General features: G+C 57.2%; 16 protein-coding genes and 1 pseudogene. 11 read left to right on the forward strand and 6 right to left on the reverse strand.

Annotation, left to right across the window (positions count from 1 at the left end; genetic code table 11):
• Window positions 1–253: 253 nt before the first annotated feature.
• On the forward strand, window positions 254–877 hold the full coding sequence (locus tag ACM561_RS02415; RefSeq protein WP_425907767.1) for a tyrosine-type recombinase/integrase: 624 nt from the start codon (window positions 254–256) through the stop codon (window positions 875–877).
• Between the two features lie 257 nt (window positions 878–1,134).
• Here the strand turns inward: ACM561_RS02415 and ACM561_RS02420 are convergent, their stop codons facing one another.
• Both ACM561_RS02420 and ACM561_RS02425 read right to left on the reverse strand, forming a co-directional pair.
• Window positions 1,135–2,844, reverse strand: a complete 1,710-nt coding sequence (locus ACM561_RS02420) for an arylsulfatase (protein ID WP_425907768.1) — start codon at window positions 2,842–2,844, stop codon at window positions 1,135–1,137.
• Window positions 2,841–3,313, reverse strand: a pseudogene (locus ACM561_RS02425) (SUMF1/EgtB/PvdO family nonheme iron enzyme); the annotation flags it as partial. The pseudogene ACM561_RS02425 and the gene ACM561_RS02420, both read right to left, overlap by 4 nt.
• Before the next feature lie 98 nt (window positions 3,314–3,411).
• On the opposite strand from ACM561_RS02425, the gene ACM561_RS02430 reads away from it, so the two are divergent.
• Complete coding sequence (locus ACM561_RS02430) at window positions 3,412–4,446, forward strand: HAD family hydrolase (RefSeq protein WP_425907770.1); 1,035 nt, start codon at window positions 3,412–3,414, stop codon at window positions 4,444–4,446.
• A gap of 649 nt (window positions 4,447–5,095) precedes the next feature.
• Here ACM561_RS02430 and ACM561_RS02435 read toward each other — a convergent pair.
• From ACM561_RS02435 to ACM561_RS02445, 3 genes are all read right to left on the reverse strand, one after another.
• Complete coding sequence (locus tag ACM561_RS02435) at window positions 5,096–6,070, reverse strand: magnesium and cobalt transport protein CorA (RefSeq protein ID WP_425907772.1); 975 nt, start codon at window positions 6,068–6,070, stop codon at window positions 5,096–5,098.
• Between the two features lie 430 nt (window positions 6,071–6,500).
• A complete protein-coding gene (locus ACM561_RS02440; protein WP_425907774.1) occupies window positions 6,501–6,695 on the reverse strand; it encodes a hypothetical protein in 195 nt (64 codons plus the stop codon).
• A gap of 176 nt (window positions 6,696–6,871) precedes the next feature.
• Window positions 6,872–7,063 (reverse strand): hypothetical protein, encoded by a 192-nt coding sequence (locus tag ACM561_RS02445; protein WP_425907776.1) that lies wholly within the window; start codon window positions 7,061–7,063, stop codon window positions 6,872–6,874.
• Between the two features lie 292 nt (window positions 7,064–7,355).
• Here ACM561_RS02445 and ACM561_RS02450 point away from each other — a divergent pair, with 292 nt between their 5' ends.
• The 7 genes from ACM561_RS02450 to ACM561_RS02480 all read left to right on the forward strand — a co-directional run bounded on the left by ACM561_RS02450 (window position 7,356) and on the right by ACM561_RS02480 (window position 12,589).
• A complete protein-coding gene (locus tag ACM561_RS02450; protein WP_425907777.1) occupies window positions 7,356–7,652 on the forward strand; it encodes a transposase in 297 nt (98 codons plus the stop codon).
• Window positions 7,653–7,969: 317 nt separating this feature from the next.
• The gene (gene hxsA2 / locus ACM561_RS02455) at window positions 7,970–8,260 is read left to right on the forward strand and encodes a His-Xaa-Ser repeat protein HxsA2 (RefSeq protein WP_425907778.1); all 291 of its coding nucleotides are present in this window, start codon (window positions 7,970–7,972) and stop codon (window positions 8,258–8,260) included.
• 67 nt (window positions 8,261–8,327) lie between these two features.
• On the forward strand, window positions 8,328–8,594 hold the full coding sequence (locus tag ACM561_RS02460; protein WP_425907780.1) for a hypothetical protein: 267 nt from the start codon (window positions 8,328–8,330) through the stop codon (window positions 8,592–8,594).
• A gap of 17 nt (window positions 8,595–8,611) precedes the next feature.
• Window positions 8,612–10,057, forward strand: a complete 1,446-nt coding sequence (hxsB, locus tag ACM561_RS02465; RefSeq protein ID WP_425907782.1) for a His-Xaa-Ser system radical SAM maturase HxsB — start codon at window positions 8,612–8,614, stop codon at window positions 10,055–10,057.
• Window positions 10,054–11,259 (forward strand): His-Xaa-Ser system radical SAM maturase HxsC, encoded by a 1,206-nt coding sequence (gene hxsC / locus ACM561_RS02470; RefSeq protein WP_425907783.1) that lies wholly within the window; start codon window positions 10,054–10,056, stop codon window positions 11,257–11,259. Before hxsB ends, hxsC begins: the two co-directional genes overlap by 4 nt.
• An 814-nt stretch (window positions 11,260–12,073) precedes the next feature.
• Window positions 12,074–12,214 (forward strand): hypothetical protein, encoded by a 141-nt coding sequence (locus tag ACM561_RS02475; RefSeq protein ID WP_425907785.1) that lies wholly within the window; start codon window positions 12,074–12,076, stop codon window positions 12,212–12,214.
• A 9-nt stretch (window positions 12,215–12,223) separates the two neighbouring features.
• A complete protein-coding gene (locus ACM561_RS02480; protein ID WP_425907787.1) occupies window positions 12,224–12,589 on the forward strand; it encodes a KTSC domain-containing protein in 366 nt (121 codons plus the stop codon).
• 182 nt (window positions 12,590–12,771) lie between these two features.
• Here the strand turns inward: ACM561_RS02480 and ACM561_RS02485 are convergent, their stop codons facing one another.
• Window positions 12,772–13,011: a hypothetical protein gene (locus tag ACM561_RS02485; protein ID WP_425907788.1), complete on the reverse strand. Its 240-nt coding sequence runs from the start codon at window positions 13,009–13,011 to the stop codon at window positions 12,772–12,774.
• 836 nt (window positions 13,012–13,847) lie between these two features.
• Between ACM561_RS02485 and ACM561_RS02490 the strand changes: the two genes are divergently transcribed.
• Window positions 13,848–15,473, forward strand: a complete 1,626-nt coding sequence (locus ACM561_RS02490; protein WP_425907789.1) for a dsDNA nuclease domain-containing protein — start codon at window positions 13,848–13,850, stop codon at window positions 15,471–15,473.
• Window positions 15,474–15,476: 3 nt separating this feature from the next.
• Window positions 15,477–17,303: a DEAD/DEAH box helicase gene (locus ACM561_RS02495; RefSeq protein ID WP_425907790.1), complete on the forward strand. Its 1,827-nt coding sequence runs from the start codon at window positions 15,477–15,479 to the stop codon at window positions 17,301–17,303.
• Window positions 17,304–17,472 lie beyond the last annotated feature (169 nt).

Below are 17,472 nucleotides of genomic sequence, written 5' to 3' on the forward strand. Positions count from 1 at the left end.
TCCGATGTTCGACTGATAGAGATGTGTAACCGTTGATCAGTGAGAGCGCGAGGCGCGGGCGTTGGCGTCTTTCAAGCTAGGAAGGCCACAAGGGAGTACGCTATCAAACCTTGAGCCGGCTCAAGAAACGTGATGCGAGTCAGAATCGTGGTCAATTCTGGTTTCCTCCATCCGAGGTTGGCGTTCAGCTTGCTTTTTGCACGAAACCGAAACGCAGATTCCATATGCCCTGTACGATGACCCCTGACATGGTATGTTTCTGCATCCTGACAGGTCGATCAGGAGCAAAATCGTGTCACTCGGAAAACAGGCCGAGCCCCTAACGAAAGCCCAGGTTGAAGCCGTCCTGGGTTATCTCGCAAGGACCCGTTATCCGATCCGGAACAGACTAATCTTTCTCCTTTCGATCCGGGCCGGACTTAGAACCCGCGAGATCGCTCTCCTGACATGGAGCATGGTCACCGATGCCGAGGGCAAGGTCGGTCACATGATCGCGCTACAGAACGAAGTAAGCAAAGGTCGATCCGGGCGGGTGATTCCGATTCATTCTCAGCTTCGGGCAGCCCTCATCGAGTGGCACGGAATACACCAGCGGGTTTCAAATACGCGCATCATCCGTACCGAACGATCAAAACAAACATCGCCTCAGACCATCGTGAACATGTTTTCCCGATGGTACGAACAGATCGGCTATGACGGGTGCTCAAGTCACAGCGGGCGACGCACCTTCATCACCAATGCAGTGAGAAAGATCTCACTCGTGGGTGGCTCACTCAGGGATGTGCAGATGCTGGCCGGGCATACGAGCCTGCGCGTCACTCAACGCTACATCCATGCGGATCAAGACGCCCAACGAAAGATCGTTGAGTTGATATAATTTCATGCGTCGGTGGTTTGAAGAGAAGTCGGCTCCCCCATCTTCTAGAGCATAAACCATAAGCTCGAGAGGCCGACGAAGTCCGCCTCAGTGCATGTACGTACTCAGTCCGGCATCGATCAGGGCCGAAAAGGACCATGAGCGGAATAAGCAAGCTCATGCGTTCACGTCGTTGACACTGCCGAGTACCGGAGGGCTCAGACGGACGCCTAGGTCGCGGGCGCCCGCCATGACGAGCAGTCAAAGCCCTGGGATGTCTACTTGGATACTGCCGCTTGGGCCGCCGCGATTTGTGCCTTCACGGCATCGAGGTTGAAGCTCGCGCCCTTCTGCATCGGCGGGAACTCGATCGCGGTCGCGGCCAGCTTCTCGACCTGCTGTTGAACAAAGACGAAGCGCCAGAACTCGTATTTGAACCATTCGAAGTATGCTTGCGCGCCTTCTTTGGTGCCGTTGTTGGGCCACCCCGTGCGCTCGAACGGATCGAGACGAAGGTTGGTGATATAGGGCACGTCCACCTTGGTCTTGTCTCCCAGCCAGCCGCCAGGTTGATCGATGAAACGGAATTTGTAGTCATCGATGCGCAAGGCGCCGAGTGAGCTTTCGCCGAAATACCAAACTTCATGCCGATTGGACGGACCCTTGCCGGTAATCATGTCCATCTGGTTGTAGCCGTCCAGGTGACACTTGTAGGTGTGGTCCCCGATCTGCTTTCCTTTCTTCAGTTCGTTGGCGATGTTCGGATTACCAGCAGCGGCTAAAAGTGTCGGGAACCAGTCGAGCCCTGAGATCAGTCCGTTTTCGACCTTGCCGGCCGGAACCTTGCCGGGCCAGCGGATCATCGCCGGGGCTCGGAAGCCACCCTCCATTACTGTGCCCTTGCTTTGTGCGAACGGTGTTTGCCCGCCGTCCGGCCATGTGAAGACTTCGGTGCCGTTGTCGGTCGTGAAGATGACGATGGTGTTCTCGTCGACGCCCATGTCCTTCAACTTTTGCATCACGATCCCGATGTCGTCGTCGAGCTGCGCCATGCCAGCTTCGTGGATGGACCAGCCGTTCTTCGCATTGCGCAATTTTTGGTATTTTTCCGACAGATGAGTGACGATATGCATGCGTGTCGGATTAAGCCAAAGAAAAAACGGCTTGTTTTCGGCCTTGGCCTTTTCGATGAATTTGATTGCCGCATCGCGGATTTCGTCGTCCACGGTCTCCATCCGCTTGGGATAGAGCGTCCCAGCGTCCTCGATCCTCTGTTTACCGATCTTGCCCCAGCGCGGATCCACGGTGGCATCGTCCATATTGGTCGCCCATGAGTGGATCATGTTGCGCGGACCGACTGTGTTTAACAGCTCCTGCGGATAACCGGGGTGGGCCGGGTCTTCCATAGCATCGAGATGATACAGATAGCCAAAGAACTCGTCGAAGCCATGCACTGTCGGTAGAAACTCATTCTTGTCGCCAAGGTGGTTCTTGCCGAACTGGCCTGTGGCATAGCCCATACCTTTCAGCGCAGTGGCAATGGTCACGGCCTCCGCTGGCAAGCCTGTGGGAGCGCCGGCCTGGCCAACCGTGGTCATGCCGGTGCGGATCGGCAGCTCGCCGGTGATAAAGTTGGCGCGACCCGCTGTGCAACTCGCTTCGGCGTAGTAATCGGTGAACAGCATGCCTTCGGCGGCGATCTTGTCGAGATTTGGTGTCCGACCGGCCATCATCCCGCGGTGGTAAGCGCCGATATTCCAGATGCCGATGTCGTCGCCCATGATCACGACGATGTTCGGCCGCTGGCCGGCCGCAGCGGGCGCGGTAGCTGGTTGCTGCGCTTTTGCGGGACTCGTCAATCCGACGGCTGAGAGCGCCGAAGCGGCCACGAGAGAACTGCCACTCAGCAAGAAATCGCGGCGTTTCAATCCCTCACCGATTGGTCCCGTGCTCAGCTCAGGCTTTGCGGGAATCCTATCGTTGCTCATGACATGATCCTCTTCCTAATGATGCACCTGAAGCCGACGTGGCTCGCTGATGTGTCGATCGGCTCGACATGACGCGCGGTCGGACGATAGCGGCGGCAGTAGTTGGAGCCAAAGATGCGAGCCGCCTTTCAGCACCTTGCGGGGATTCCTGAGATTTCGGCTGACAAGAGTCGTAGCTCGCCCATCGATCCTCGCCACGAGGATTTTGCTGGATACAGCAGACTTTCAGAGCGTAGGGCTTGTGCTTTTGGGAACACCAATCGCCGGTCCCTTCCCAGACATTGCCGATCATATCGTGCAGGCCGTAGCCGTTGGCCGGGAATACGGTGACGCGCGAAATGCGTTCCAAGCCATCAGCCGCGAGATTCCGGTGCGGAAAATCACCCTGTAAGGTGTTCGTCATATGCCTACCGCCGGGGAATTGTTCGTCACCCTATCCGAATTCTGCCCCGGGTATTGCGCCGCACGCGTACCAACCCAGAGGTTCGAAGATTGGGTCCACGCATAATCATGCATTGATTTAGATCAAGATCGCCTTACTCTCCGGACCTGAAAGGAAAGACGATCATGAACTCGGGGCCTCCTCATATGCACCGCCGCGCTCTCCTCTCGTCGCTGACGATGATACCCTTGCTCGCGGCTTCGCTTCGTTTCACCTCAGCCGTGGCACAAGCGCAAGGCGATCCGCTACCGTCATGGAACGAGGGCGCGACCAAAGCTTCAATTCTCGATTTCGTCGCGCGCGTCACCACGCAAGGCGGACCTTTCTTCGTTCCAATCCACCAACGCATCGCGACCTTCGATAACGACGGCACCCTTTGGGTCGAGCAACCGATGTATGTCCAGTTGGCCTTTGCGCTCGATCGCGCGAAAGCGATGGTGCCAATACATCCGGACTGGAAGACCAAGCAGCCCTTCGCCGCGGTGCTGGACGGCGACTTGAAGGCCGTGGCGGCTTCCGGCGAAAAGGGTTTGGTCGAAATCATCGCCGCGACGCATGCCGGCATGACCACTGCAGAATTCGAGAAAATCGTCAGCGATTGGCTCGCGACCACGCGAGATCACCGTTTCAATCGGCCTTATATCGAACTGGTCTACCAGCCGATGCTCGAATTGCTCGCTTACCTCCGGGCCAACGGCTTCAAGACCTACATTGTGTCAGGCGGCGGTATCGAGTTCATGCGCCCGTGGACCGAGCAAATCTACGGGGTGCCGCCAGAGCAGGTCATCGGGTCGTCGATTAAGACTAAATTTGAGATGAAGGACGATGAGCCGACACTTTTCCGGCTGCCCGACATGAACTTTATCGATGACAAGGCTGGAAAGCCGATCGGCATCAACGAACACATTGGTCGCCGTCCGATCGCGGCATTCGGAAACTCCGACGGCGATCTCGAAATGCTGCAATGGACGACGCTCGGCGCCACCGGCGCACGGTTCGGTCTGATCGTCCACCATACCGACTCCGAACGCGAATACGCCTACGACCGCCAGTCGCATTTCGGGAAACTCGATATAGCGCTCGACGCCGCGGCGGTGAACAGGTGGACGGTGGTCGACATGAAGAAGGACTGGAAGCGGATCTTTGCATTCGATAGGTAAGGCCGCGGGCTGTTGAAGGCATCGGTCTGAATTTGATCTAAGCGACCAACGGGAGTCTCGGATCATGCGCTCTCTACTCGCTGATTTGAATGGGCTGCTATAGCAGCCGCCCGAAGACGGCTTCGTTTCTGGCATTTCGCCGAACTCCGGTTTTTGTGAGTTGAAGGTGTGAGGTTTTAAAAATCGCGCAGTTAGCGCGAGCGCTAGACTAGGAAAAGAGCGCGCTGGTACGTCCGCAGCGCGGCGAAGTTTGCACAGGGGAGAAAAACTCCCCCTACACTACGAACGAGAACGGGACCAGCGGACAGAGAAGCGAAGTTTCCGCGTCATATTTTTCAAAAATAAGATAAGACACGAACGCCCGACTGACGGGCTTCTTTCGAAAATATTTTTTTGTCACGTTATGCGGCGCGGCGAAGATGCAATGCCCCGTGGTGACTCGTTGGTGAGGGGAGCGAAGGACAATGGGTCACTGTGCCATGCTTGGTGGTATTAGGTGAGCGGATCACTGTCATCGGGTGACAGTGGCTTTCTAAATGTGGTGTAGGTGCGCTCTAACTGGAGAATTTCCCAAGTGGCGGGAGCCGCTCGACCCAACTGTACAAGGGCCTTTCGGGACCCGCCACAACGAGACTATCTCTTCACTGACTCAAAGCCAGCGTGCGCGCTTGAAGCGGACAAAGAGAACTGAGCATAGCAGCGCGATGATCGCGACGACGATGAAATAGCCGTAGCGGGTCTTAAGTTCCGGCATATGCTCGAAGTTCATGCCATAGATGCCCGCAATAGCGGTTGGGACCGCAAGTATGGCTGCCCAAGCCGCGAGCTGGCGGGTGATAGCGCCCTGCCTCTGCTGCTCAAGTAACGTGCTTGCCTCGAACACAAAGGTCAGAACGTCACGCAGGCCACCAATCCTGTTCTCGATGCGCCTCACATGATCGAGCACATCGCGAAAATAGGGACGAGCTTCGACGTCCAGGCAAGGTAGATCGAAGTGCACCAGCTTACTGCACAATTCGGCCATAGGCCCAAGGATGCGCTCAAAGCGGGTGAGGTCACGCCGCAGCGTAAAGAGCCGGGTGACGTCGTCGCGGGTTAGAAAGGCATCGAGTGCGCGATGCTCCATTGCCAGCACCTCCTCCTCAACCTCGTCGACGATCGGCATATAGCCGTCGACGACGAAGTCGAGAATGGCGTGGAGCACATAATCCACACCGTGGCACAACTGCGACGGGGCAGCTTCCAGCTGGCTGCGTAGCTCTGTGTGCGCACGGGCCGATCCATGGCGCACCGAGATGAGATGGTTTTCGCCAATGAAAATCGCCGTCTCACCGTAAGCTATGCGTTTTGCTTCGCCGACCAAATACGCCGTGCGGGCCACAACGAAGAGCTGGTCGCCATAAACTTCGATTTTGGGACGCTGGTGCGCCTTCAACGCATCCTCAACCGCGAGCGGATGAAGAACAAAACGCTGCTGAAGCGTGCGAAGCTCTCCTTCGGAAGGCTCGAAAAGGCCGATCCAAATGAACTCAGATTTGTCGTCTGCGAGAACGGGTGGCGCATCAATTGAAACAGGTGCAGCGCGTCGCCCGTTTCTGTACAAATAGGCAGCGACAACGCTCATAGACCCTCCGAGTAAGGTTTGGCATATACTCGCCTAGCAGAATGCCGTACTGTTGTCGTTTGCGAGCGTTTCAACTCGCTGCGATCTTGTGGATCAAGTCGGATGGGCTACGCCGGCGAGTTTCGGCCGATTTGAGATAACCCACCGGTCCACGGGAATATATACTGGCTGGACCCGTCGGTCGCTCCGCGGCCAGCGTGATGTCCTTCGCGTCCTCTCGCTGCGGATCCACCAGCGCGGGAGGCCAATGTCGGAAATGGTTGGAAGCTCTTCCAGAATGGAAGAGCTTGGCTGACCATTCTTGGCAACATCTCTTCTCTCCCCAGCCTGCGCTTCGCCATAGCTTCAAGTTCTAGGGCGTCGGCTTGCGCGCAGACGGGACATTTTGTCCTATCTGCGTGTGCTGATTTGGTGCCGCGGTGCGTGACACCTACTTCACCAGCGTGAGCTTGCCGTATCCAACCTGAACCCGCTCGGCGATCTCAACCGCCTTGGCTTGCACCAGGATCGTCAAAATTTTCTCTACGGCGCGGTGCGGATCTTCCGTTCGGTATGGTTGAATGTGTTCGACCAAAACCAAGTCAATATCCAAAATAACTTTTGCGAGAATGTCTGCGTTGGTCACCGGAGCCTCCTACCGGCAGAAAGCCTCAAAATTGGGCTGCTCAAGAATTTGATTCAATTACGCCGGATCGGGTTGGTTCCAACGCTGGCCTTCCACCGGAAGGTAGGCGCCAAGACAGGTCCGAAAGCGACCCGTTTTTCAAGACGGAGCCAATCGAGCGAGAAAGCCGGCGGCATCTAAGCTGCCTTGTCCTCGGAAGGCCAGTCGTCGTTGGCAGCCTTCACTTCCGGCTTATTGTCATTGTCGGATTCCCGTAAGTCGTCGGGCGCCGCAACCAGGACAGCAAATTCAAGACTATTGTCGGGCATTAGCCGAAACCGCATGCGAGCGCCGACCGCGCGCTCCTCACCGCCACATACTCTCAGCATGGCGTCAATATGGTGCTGTGGCAGTGCCCAACGCTGCGGCTCCGCTTCACGTTGTTTATTCATCATAGTTGCTAGCGCCCCAGGGGCATCGAACCACCGCGGTAAATCAGTGGGAACTGGCAATTAAAACGCTATGGGAAAGTGAGAAACAGAACGCCGTTCCCACCTCACGTAACTACTTATCCGTGCTTTTCTTCTTTCGTCCGCCTCTGGGCACCAATTCATTGAAGACCTCTTTCCCTTCAAGAAGTTAAGACCTATCAGAGTGTTGCGCTTGCCCGGGGCCGCATTGATGATTGATGCGCTGCCGCCCGCGACGCAGTTGCTCGGCGACAAGGGCTATGACGCCAACTGGTTCCGCCAGGCGCTCGCAGCCCGAGGTATCACGGCCTGCATCCCATCGAAGTCCAACCGCGCAAAGCCGATCGAACATGACCGCGTGCTCTATCGCCAACGGCACAAGATCGAAAACACGTTCGGCAGGCTCAAGGACTGGCGGCGCGTCCACACCCTTACGACCGATGTGCACATACCTTCATGTCCGCCATCTGCATCGCAGCAGTCGTTATCTTCTGGCTCTGATCAATGAGTCCTGAGCCTAGATCGGCCGCCACCCATCGCGCGGTGAACGCCCCTTGGCAAGGCACCAAATTCGCGTGTCGTTCCAAAATCTTGGTCTAATGTGGGCCATTTCGCCGAAATCTAGTATACAGCCTCGGGGATGCGTTCAATCATTTCGGCCTTGTCGGAGCCTTCACAAGAGTTGAAGCGATCAGGGGGCTCCCAGCCTCCTGCGGGCCCGCGGACTTCCGCGACTAAAAACGTGCGCTTCGACGCGGGGGAAGTATAGACGTCCCGCTCTCAAAGGTTGTATATACACGGACGCTAGGCAAAACGGGGCTGATGATGACTGAGAAATCAAAAATTGTCCTTTCTCTTGGTGCTGCGCTCGCATCGCTCACTGGAATGTCGGTTCAGGGCGCCGAGGCAAGGGCAATAGTGACCGATGATTCGAGCTCGGTAGCGGCGGGAATAACCGGAGATAAGCTTAAGCCAAATGCCTACTATCAGGTGGGCGAAGATCTTCTTGGGTTCGTCATGACCAAGCAGGCAGACGGCACCATCGTCGCAGGACATAGTTCCCACGCGTCGCATGCTTCACATGCGTCCCACGCCTCTCATGCCTCCAGCCGGTAAGCTTCCAGCGGCATCGCCGGTCGAGGCAGCTGTTGATTTCGATGCAAGCCTCCAAAGTCTCAGTGCTTTGGATGCGGCAGCCTATCGTTTGATCGGAACGGCGACCTGCCAGATTGACCGGGGGGACGACCGTTATGTTTGCCGCTTGGTTTCTTCTGCCAACCCGCAAAAGGGGGCCGTACTCAGTTCGGACGAGCTGAAGGAGCGGTTTCTAAATCTTGTGGCCGACGAAAACTTGCGGGCCCGTGTTGCGGAAAAAACCGAAGGGGTTCGGAACGTCATTCTTGCACTCGCCTTCGGAGCGCTCGCTGCCAATCAAAATGATGCCGGATAAGGTCCAGCCGGGGGACTATGGCACGGTTTTTATCTCCTGAGGCTTTCGGTGCGGCAACGGATCTTTCGTTGCTACCATTCAATTTTGAGCGCACCGGCACCGACCAATACCTTGTGGCCAACCTGGTCGGCGACTTCACCCGCCTGGCCGAAGATGAACTGCACAGGCTAATTGACCTTCAGGTTCGACCCGGCGACGGCCTCTACGAAAAGGCTTATGCGGCTCATCTGGTCACCGGAACAGACCAGAAGGCGCAAAGACAGCTTTTGGCGGCTCGGCTGAGAAGCCGGATGTCATTTCTGCAGCAGGTGACCCCCCTGCATATTTTTGTCGTAACGCTACGCTGCGAACATTCTTGCCCCTACTGCCAGGTATCACGCCAAAGCACCGATCGCTCGCGCTTCGATATGAGCGAAGAAACGGCAATGCGTGCCCTGGATATTGCCTTCGCCAGCCCCGCAGCACGGATCAAGATTGAGTTTCAGGGTGGCGAGCCGCTTCTCAATTTTTCGCTGATCAGGAAAATTGTTGCCGCTGCGAAGCAACGGTCCGGCAAGAAGCTCGACTTCGTCATTGCCTCAAACTTGGCCTTGTTGGACGACACCGTTCTCAATTTTTGCAAAGAGAATAGCGTCCTGCTCTCAACCTCCCTCGACGGTCCGGCCGATCTGCATAACAAGAACCGTCCTCGACCCGGTGCAAACAGCCATGAACTAGCTATCGCCGGCATTCGGCGAGCCAGGGAGTTTCTAGGTCCCGGCAGGGTTGGGGCCTTGATGACTACCACGGAAGCGAGCTTGGACCGCGTCGATGAGATCATCGACGAATATCTAAAATTGGGGCTAGATGGCATCTTCTTGCGCCCCCTTTCTCCGTTCGGATTTGCGATCAAAACGAAGCAGTTCGCAAAGTATGACGCGCAGAAGTGGCTTGCGTTCTACGAGCGCGGATTGCGACGGGTTCTGGAAATCAACCGACAGGGCACCCCGTTCCGGGAATTTTACGCGGCGCTGCTTCTCACACGGATGCTCTCGGACCGCCCCATCGGCTATGTTGATTTGCGCAGCCCGGCCGGCGCCGGTCTTGGCGCACTGGTCTACAACTATGACGGCAGTGTTTTCGCTTCGGATGAAGGCAGGATGCTGGCCGAGACCGGTGACGACGCTTTCCGGCTCGGTCACGTCGAGCACGACAACTACAATTCGCTCCTTCTGTCGGACAAATTGATCAGCACAATTTCGTCTTCGCTGACGCAGTGCGCACCCGAATGCTCGACCTGCGTGTATGAGAGCCACTGCGGAGCAGATCCGGTATATCATCATGCGACGCAGGGAGACGTCCTGGGAATCAAGCCTCTGTCGGCATTTTGCGCCCGGCAAAAGGGCATCATGGGCCTGCTACTGAACATTCTGGAGAATTCACCGGAGGATGCTGCCATCTTGCGACGGTGGGCCGCCGCATGACCCTTCCACTCTACGGCACTGCCTCGCAGAGCGTTGGGTTTTCCTCGGATAAGGCCCGCTCGGTCCTCAGGCTTCGGTCGGTCGACAGTGCCGCCGAGCGTCACGTGGCAGACTTCGCGCTCGCCAGAACGCCTGAGGACATCCGGCACGCTGTAGAAGCCAATTGGCCTTCAATCGTTGTGATCTCCGACGGCGTTGTCGATCTATCTGGCCTTTTCGCAGGACGGCTCCTCACGGTCCCCAGGAAATATGACTATCTCGCGGACGGCGATGTGGTCGGCTTCGATCATGCGTCGAGGAAATTTCGCACGCTGTATCGCCGGAATTCGGCGCACAATTCGCTTTTGGTTACGGAACGGTGCAACAACTACTGCCTGATGTGCTCGCAACCACCGAAAGATGTCGATGATCGGTGGATCCTTAGCGAAATTAGGGAAAGCCTGCCTCTCATTGACCAGGCAACCCATGCGCTGACATTCACTGGCGGAGAAACCCTGTCGGATTGGGAGGATTTCATCGCCGTTCTGACTGAGTGCCGCGACCTGCTTCCGGCGACCGCCATCCAGGTATTGACCAACGGCCGTGCTTTCGCCAACTCGCGGATTGTCGACGCTTGGAAAGAAATAGGTCACAGGGCTCTGATGGCGGCCATTCCGATCTATGCGTCGGTCGATCACGTCCACGATCACGTCGTGCAGGCCAAGGGTGCATTCGATGAAACAATCCTGGGCATATTGAAGCTCAAGGACCGAGGACAACGCGTGGAAATCCGCGTCGTCCTGCATGCACTGACCGCGCCGATCATCGAGGAGACGGGCCGCTGGCTTGCCCGCAATCTGCCGTTCGTCGACCATGTCGCATTGATGGGGCTGGAAAACACGGGCTTTGCCATTGCAAACGACGGCGTGCTCTGGATGGATCCGGTGGACTATGGCGACGGGCTCGCGAGAGCTGTCGATCATCTGAGCGCTGCTGGCGTCAACGTGTCCGTTTACAACCTTCCCAAATGTGTTCTTCCAAAGTCCGTATGGCCGCATGCGCTCCAGTCGATCTCGGACTGGAAAAACGGCTTCGTGGAGGAATGCGAGCAGTGCGACGAGAAAAACACCTGCAGCGGCTTTTTTACGACCGGACGTCCAAGGTTCAGTCGGGGCGTTTGCGCGATCACAGAGTCGAGCGCATTAGCGAAGCCACCGAACTAGGAGAACGAATATGAAGCTTGGCAATGGTCTCCTTATCACTGCTGCGGTTGTATGCAGCATCTCGATAGCTCCCGCCTTTGCAAAAACGGCGAAAGAATGCACAGAGGAGTGGCGAGCGGAGAAGGCGAGCATGCAAGCTCGGCACGTAACCCAAAAAGCTTATGTTGAACAATGCAGAGGTGGGACAGAGCCAACAGCCTCCTCGCAAACGGCGAAACCAGCTGAGGCAGCACCCCCACCGGTGCGCGGGCAAGCAACATCTGCCGGAACAAAAACCGCGAAAGAGTGCATTGCCGAATGGCGCGCTGACAAGGCGGGAATGCAAGCTCGGGGCGTCACCCAAAAAGCCTTTGTTGAGCAATGCAGATCGGCAGGGACGCCAGCGGCTTCCTCATCTCCGCCAAGGCCGAGTGCCACGACGCCCCCTGCAGGGCCGATCCTGCCGAGCAGCGCCTCATCGTCCCATAAGACCGCCAAAGAATGCACCGCCGAATGGCGCGCCGATAAGGCGGGTATGCAAGCCCGCGGCGTCCTAGAGCGGGTTTATGTTGAGCAGTGCAGGGCGGGCGCTACGCCGAGCGCCATCGCTCCCGCACCAAAGCCGACCCCCGCTACCCCCTCTCCAAAACAATTAGAACCTACCGCTACACAGAACGCCCCGGCCTCGGCAACGCAAAGGCAGGCTCCTACGACAGCCGCGCCCGTACCCGCCCCGACGCAGCAACCTTCCAATCCCGGCGGCAACGCAACGCTCGAGGCGGGGCAATTTGGTGACGAGGCTTCGGCAAAAGCCCGGTGCCCGTCCGATACGGTGGTGTGGGTCAACCTGCCGACAAAGGTCTATCATTTTGCAGGAACGAAGAGCTACGGCGCCACCAAGCGCGGCGCCTTCATGTGCGAGAAGGAAGCGATCGCCGCGGATGATCGCGCTGCTAAAAACGAAAAACACCCCTGAGTTCACGCAATGTGCCTAGAAAGCCGATCTTCGTTTTGCGCAGCTGTTTTCATCACGGCGTATCTTGCCGGCGTCTCCTGGGTGATGGCGGAGACGATCGACGTGAAGTATTATGGCAAGTTGGATCTCGCTCGTTTCGCCTGCACCGATGTCTCGCGGAGCAGCTTCATCAATCGAGCGTGCTATGACAAGTCACAGCAGTTCATGGTGGTGCAATTGAGATCGGTCTATTATCCGTATTGCGAAATGCCCGCACCGACCTTTGAGGCCTTCCTGACGGCCCCATCGATGGGGAAATATTATAACGCGAACATCAAAGGCTCCGGCTCAAACGGGCCTTTCGACTGTCGGACACATCGCGTTCCCAGATATTAGCTCTGCAGGACGACGCCGCGCCGAAGAAACTGACCGAGGCATCCCGTTCAGTGCGTTCTCTCTGTCACCGCTGGCGGTCTCAGGCTGGCTGACGGGGATGTCGATCCTTCTTAAGGCCCAGACCGGGTGATGCTTCGCAACCTAGGTCAATGGTTCATAGTTATTTGCAATGCCTTGCAAAGCTACAAACGTCTAGCCAGCAAGCAAACAGTCACGGCGCCAGCGCTGCTAGGACCAGCACGGCGCTCGTCGTAGTGCAAGATTTCAAAACTCTCCGAAAGTGCTTGTTTCAAAATCCCTGCCTTTGGCAGTTGGAGATAGTTTTTCCCACGATTGCCGACGGTCTGAACAAGAAAGAGTCCGTCTTTTGCTAAAGAGTCCGTAATTTTTGGAAAGACCGAAAGAAGTAGGAAATCCACCATTACAATCCCTCCGACGGACCCGCTAACGAATGGCCAATGGTCCTTGGATAGGTCTAAGCTTGTGGAGCTAACGCGCGATAGCAAGTGAGGATACTTCGACAACCGCCTCCGCATGACGCAGTAGGGATCGAGGTCTAGATCTAAGCAATCAACATGTATGTTGAACTGGGCAAGGTAAAACGCGTGGCGGCCCGATCCACCAGCAAGATCTAGTACCGGCCCCCCAACCGACGCAAACAAGGGGGCTGCCTTCTTGACGAACGTCGATGGCGAAAGAATTTTATCCAGTTCGCTGTTCGTCGCGTATTGCGTACCTGACTGAAGCACGAAGTTGTCCTCGTAAGACTCTCGGCTCGCGCGAAAATGGCGCGAACCCGTCGTCGCAGAACAGTCGAAAGCGCATCGCTCCTTTGCACCAGATACCAAATATAGGCGCCTCCGAAATCTTCAGCTAAGGAAAGAGCTTGGAGTTCTCTTGGTTATCCGCCACGATGCAACACTCGCGATCACACGCGCCGGCATCTGTGCATCCGCGGATTTCGATTTCACCTTTCACGATGTCGATCGGCGTTCGATTTTTGCAGATCGAATGTCAGCCATTGCTTGGACCTTCCCGATCATCATTCCAGTAAACCCGCCCGTGGCGCCAGTCATCTCTTCTCGCCTCAGCTACGGCGTCTGGGCCGCGGGGCTCGCTTTGGCGCGAAACTGCCCCTAAGCTAATGGAACGGCAGAATTTGTTGACTTGTTCTCCTATTGTTCAGGTTGGAACCTGTCTCTTTGTCAGTACCACTTGGATTCGCAACCATTTCACCGTGATCCTTTGGGCTGACCTGATGAGTGTGATCGATCTCACCGGCACCAACGACGCGCCCGCCTCCGATGCGGGCGGCGTCGCAGCGCGTCGGGGATTCAAATATCAGGATCACGTCGCCGCATTCTTCGTGCTGACCATGATTGACGATCCGCGTCTCGCCAAAGTCGAATGCGAGACCGCCGACGACATCTTCCTCTTATGGCGAACCGGTGAGACCGAATACCCGGAATACGTCCAGGTCAAAACGACCGAGGGTGATCGGAAGTGGACAAAGGACGAGGTCACCACACGCAGTCCACCCAAGAAACCAACCTCCCTGGTCGAGAAATCGCTTTTGTGCGACCGGCAAGGGCCCAACGCACGCTTTCGTATCGTATCGCGCCGCGACGTGAACAAATCGTTGGCCTGCTTGAAGCTTGAACGAGGCGCGCGCGTTCGCCGCGAGCCCGCGGCCGATTTGGGTGGGAAGCTTGCCAAGCAACTCAAGACCGTTTCGCCGCTAAGAAACGATCTTGTCTATTGGGCCGAGCAGACCGTTTGGCAAGTGACCGGAGACGTCACCGCATTGATCGCCTCGAACCACAAAAGGATCAGCGTCATCGCGGAACGTTTTGGCTGCAATCCGACCGCCTCACATGTGGACCAAATCTATCAGGACCTATTGCGGATCGTTGACGACGCCGCGACCGCATCGCGCGTCAGCGAGCCAGAGAAAAAGGTGCTTGCCCGGGAAATCAGCATCGCTTGGTGGACGCAGCACCTTGCTAATACCGAAGCTGCGCAGCAGCGGACCTCTAAGCCTTATCGCGCCAAGACCGAAGCGTTCTTTGCCGATCTGCACCACGTGTCTGAGGACTTACTGCGTCGCGCGCTTTCGAGCTACGACGTGCGCTTTGAAAACGAACGCTGGCGTTCGCGCCAATTGGCCGACCATCTCGTCGATTGGCTTCCTGAGATTGCCTTGAAGGCGAGCGACCTTGCGTCCGTGCAGCATCTCCAGCTGCGGCGAAAGACGCGGGATGCCGTTAACGCCATCAAGCGCCAGCGCGCCACCTCCGATCAGCAACTCGTCGGCGAAACCCTGCTCCACGTGGTCATCCGCCAGAGCTTCGGCAGCGAACCGATAGCCTGTAAGCTTTTCTATCAATCTGCGACGGGCCTGCGCAGCTTCGGCTCGGCCCATATCGTCCATTACGCGAGGGGCGACGAACTCTGGCTTGGCCGGGCCACCATCTCCACTGCGGAGAGTCATGAGGCGATTCTCAAAGCTACGCTGGAGGATCTCGAACACGTGCTCGATCCCGATTTCCTAAAGGAAGAGCGGGAAACCATTCTTGCCTTGCGGGAACCGTTGCATCTGTTGCCGACCAGCCTGGAAGCGGCGCTCGCGCGCAACGCGCCGATCGATGACCTGGTAGAGGCCATATGCATTCCGATTTTGATCGCCTACGACAGCACGGTTTTGGGCGCGGGCTACGCTAGCGACTATCGCACGCACCTGATCGCCGAGGTGCAAGCGTCCTACGCCGAGCTAAAGCCGCGCCTGCCATCCACCCTGCAGAACGTGAAGGTCCACATCTTCTTGGTGCCGATCGCATGCGTCGCGACCTTGACCGCGCACTTCACAACCCTGATGGGCGGCTAGACCATGGATTACGCCGAGCTCCGCAGCGCGCTTCAGAAGCCCATCCTGTCGGACCAGCGTGTTAACATCTTGCGCGGAATAACGCAGCACGTGAACAATGCCCATACCCACCATGCAGGCCGCGATCTCGTCATCCGTGCACTGGCCGTCCTTGACAGTTTCGAGGAATCACAGCGCGCGGTCCTGATGACCCTGGTGCGGAATGTCGGCCTGTTCCCGTATCTCTCTGAAACCATCGCTACGGCGGATGTCGCCGACCAGCTCGCCTTCGAGCTGCACCGGCCGGACAACGCTGACAGCGCAATTGTGTTTCATAGCCTTCAGGCACGCATCTACCATCAGCTCCTGCGCGGCACCAATGTGGTGCTCAGCGCCTCGACCAGTTCTGGCAAGAGCCTCGTCACCGACGAGATTGTGGCTTCCGAGAAATTCCGCAAAATCGTCATTGTCGTCCCAACTCTTTCTCTCATCGACGAAACCCGCCGCCGCCTGTTGCGCCGGTTCGGGGAACGCTGCTCCATCATCACGCATCCCAGCCAAAAAGCGCAGGCCGAACGGATTACGGTCTATGTGCTGACGCAAGAACGGGTCCTCAGCCGCGAGGACCTGGCGGACACCCAGTTCTTCGTCATCGACGAATTTTACAAGATCAACCTTGCAACCGAAAAAGGGTCCGACCGCGCCATCGACCTTAACCTTGCCTTTCACAAGCTCGCCAAGACCGGCGCGCAGTTCTATCTGCTCGGGCCAAATATCGAGGCAATCAAGGGCCTTGACCGCTACGAGCACCATTTCATCCCGTCGGAATTCTCGACCGTGGCGGTCGATGTCGTCAATCTCAACCTGCCCACGCATGGCGACGCGCGTGATGCGGGCCTGCTTGAGCTCTGCAAGACGCTCGACGGGCCCACGATCATTTACTGCCAGTCTCCCGGCAGTGCGAGCCAAGTCGCCAAACTGCTAATCGAACGAGGCGGGCTCGCGCGCCATGACGCTGCGTCGGACGCGGTACACTGGATCGCCGAGAAATACGATCCCGACTGGATCGTTGCGCACGCGCTCGAACACGGCATCGGCATCCATCACGGTGGCGTGCCGCGCGCCTTGCAGCAATATTTTATTCGTCTGTTCAACAGCCGACGGATTCGGTTTCTCGTATGTACCTCGACCATCATCGAAGGTGTGAACACGGTCGCCAAAAACGTCATCGTGTATGATCGCCGAAAAAGCCGCGGCGTGCTGGAGCATTTCACCTACAAGAACATCGAAGGCCGCGCCGGCCGGATGAACGAGTATTTCGTGGGGCGGGTCTTTGTGCTCGAGTCCCCGCCGGACGATAAGTCCTTCACCGTAGAGTTTCCGCTCGGCGTGCAAAACGCCGGCACGCCCATGAGCCTGCTTTTAGATTTGTCGTCCGAAGACCTCCAGCCGCTCTCGAAACAGCGGGTCGATGATCTTTTTGCTAGCAGTTCGCTAAGCCCGATCACGCTGCGCGCCAATCGCCACGTCCCATGGGAAGTACAGGAGGCGATTGCCAACGAGATCCGCGCGCGGCTGCCGGAGGTTCAACCACTGCTCGCTTGGACAGTCACGGCGACGTTGCCGACGAGAGCATCAGCCGCTCGGACCATCGTCGGTCGCATGTCATCACCCAGGCGCTCGGTGGTTTTCGTTTCCGATTGCTATCGAACCACACATCAATGTCGATGCACCGCTCGGTCCCGGCGAAACCCTGCTGCTATGCAGCGACGGACTCACCGACATGGTCGACGACAGTGGGATCGCTCATGTGCTGAATGCCGCCAACAAACCCGTCCGATCCGTCCGTGACCTCGCCAGCAAGGCTTTCAGCGCTGGGGCGCGAGACAATGTATCTGTGATCGTCGCAAGAAGCTCGATTGCTCGGACGCCGTGAGGGCAATACTGCCGACGGCTCTTTTACGTCAGAAACAGAATATGGGCTGAAGTATGGGCGGACAAGCACCCAAATTTGTAAGAT

Source organism: Nitrobacter sp. TKz-YC02, assembly GCF_049852135.1.
In the GTDB taxonomy this organism is placed as follows: domain Bacteria; phylum Pseudomonadota; class Alphaproteobacteria; order Rhizobiales; family Xanthobacteraceae; genus Nitrobacter; species Nitrobacter vulgaris.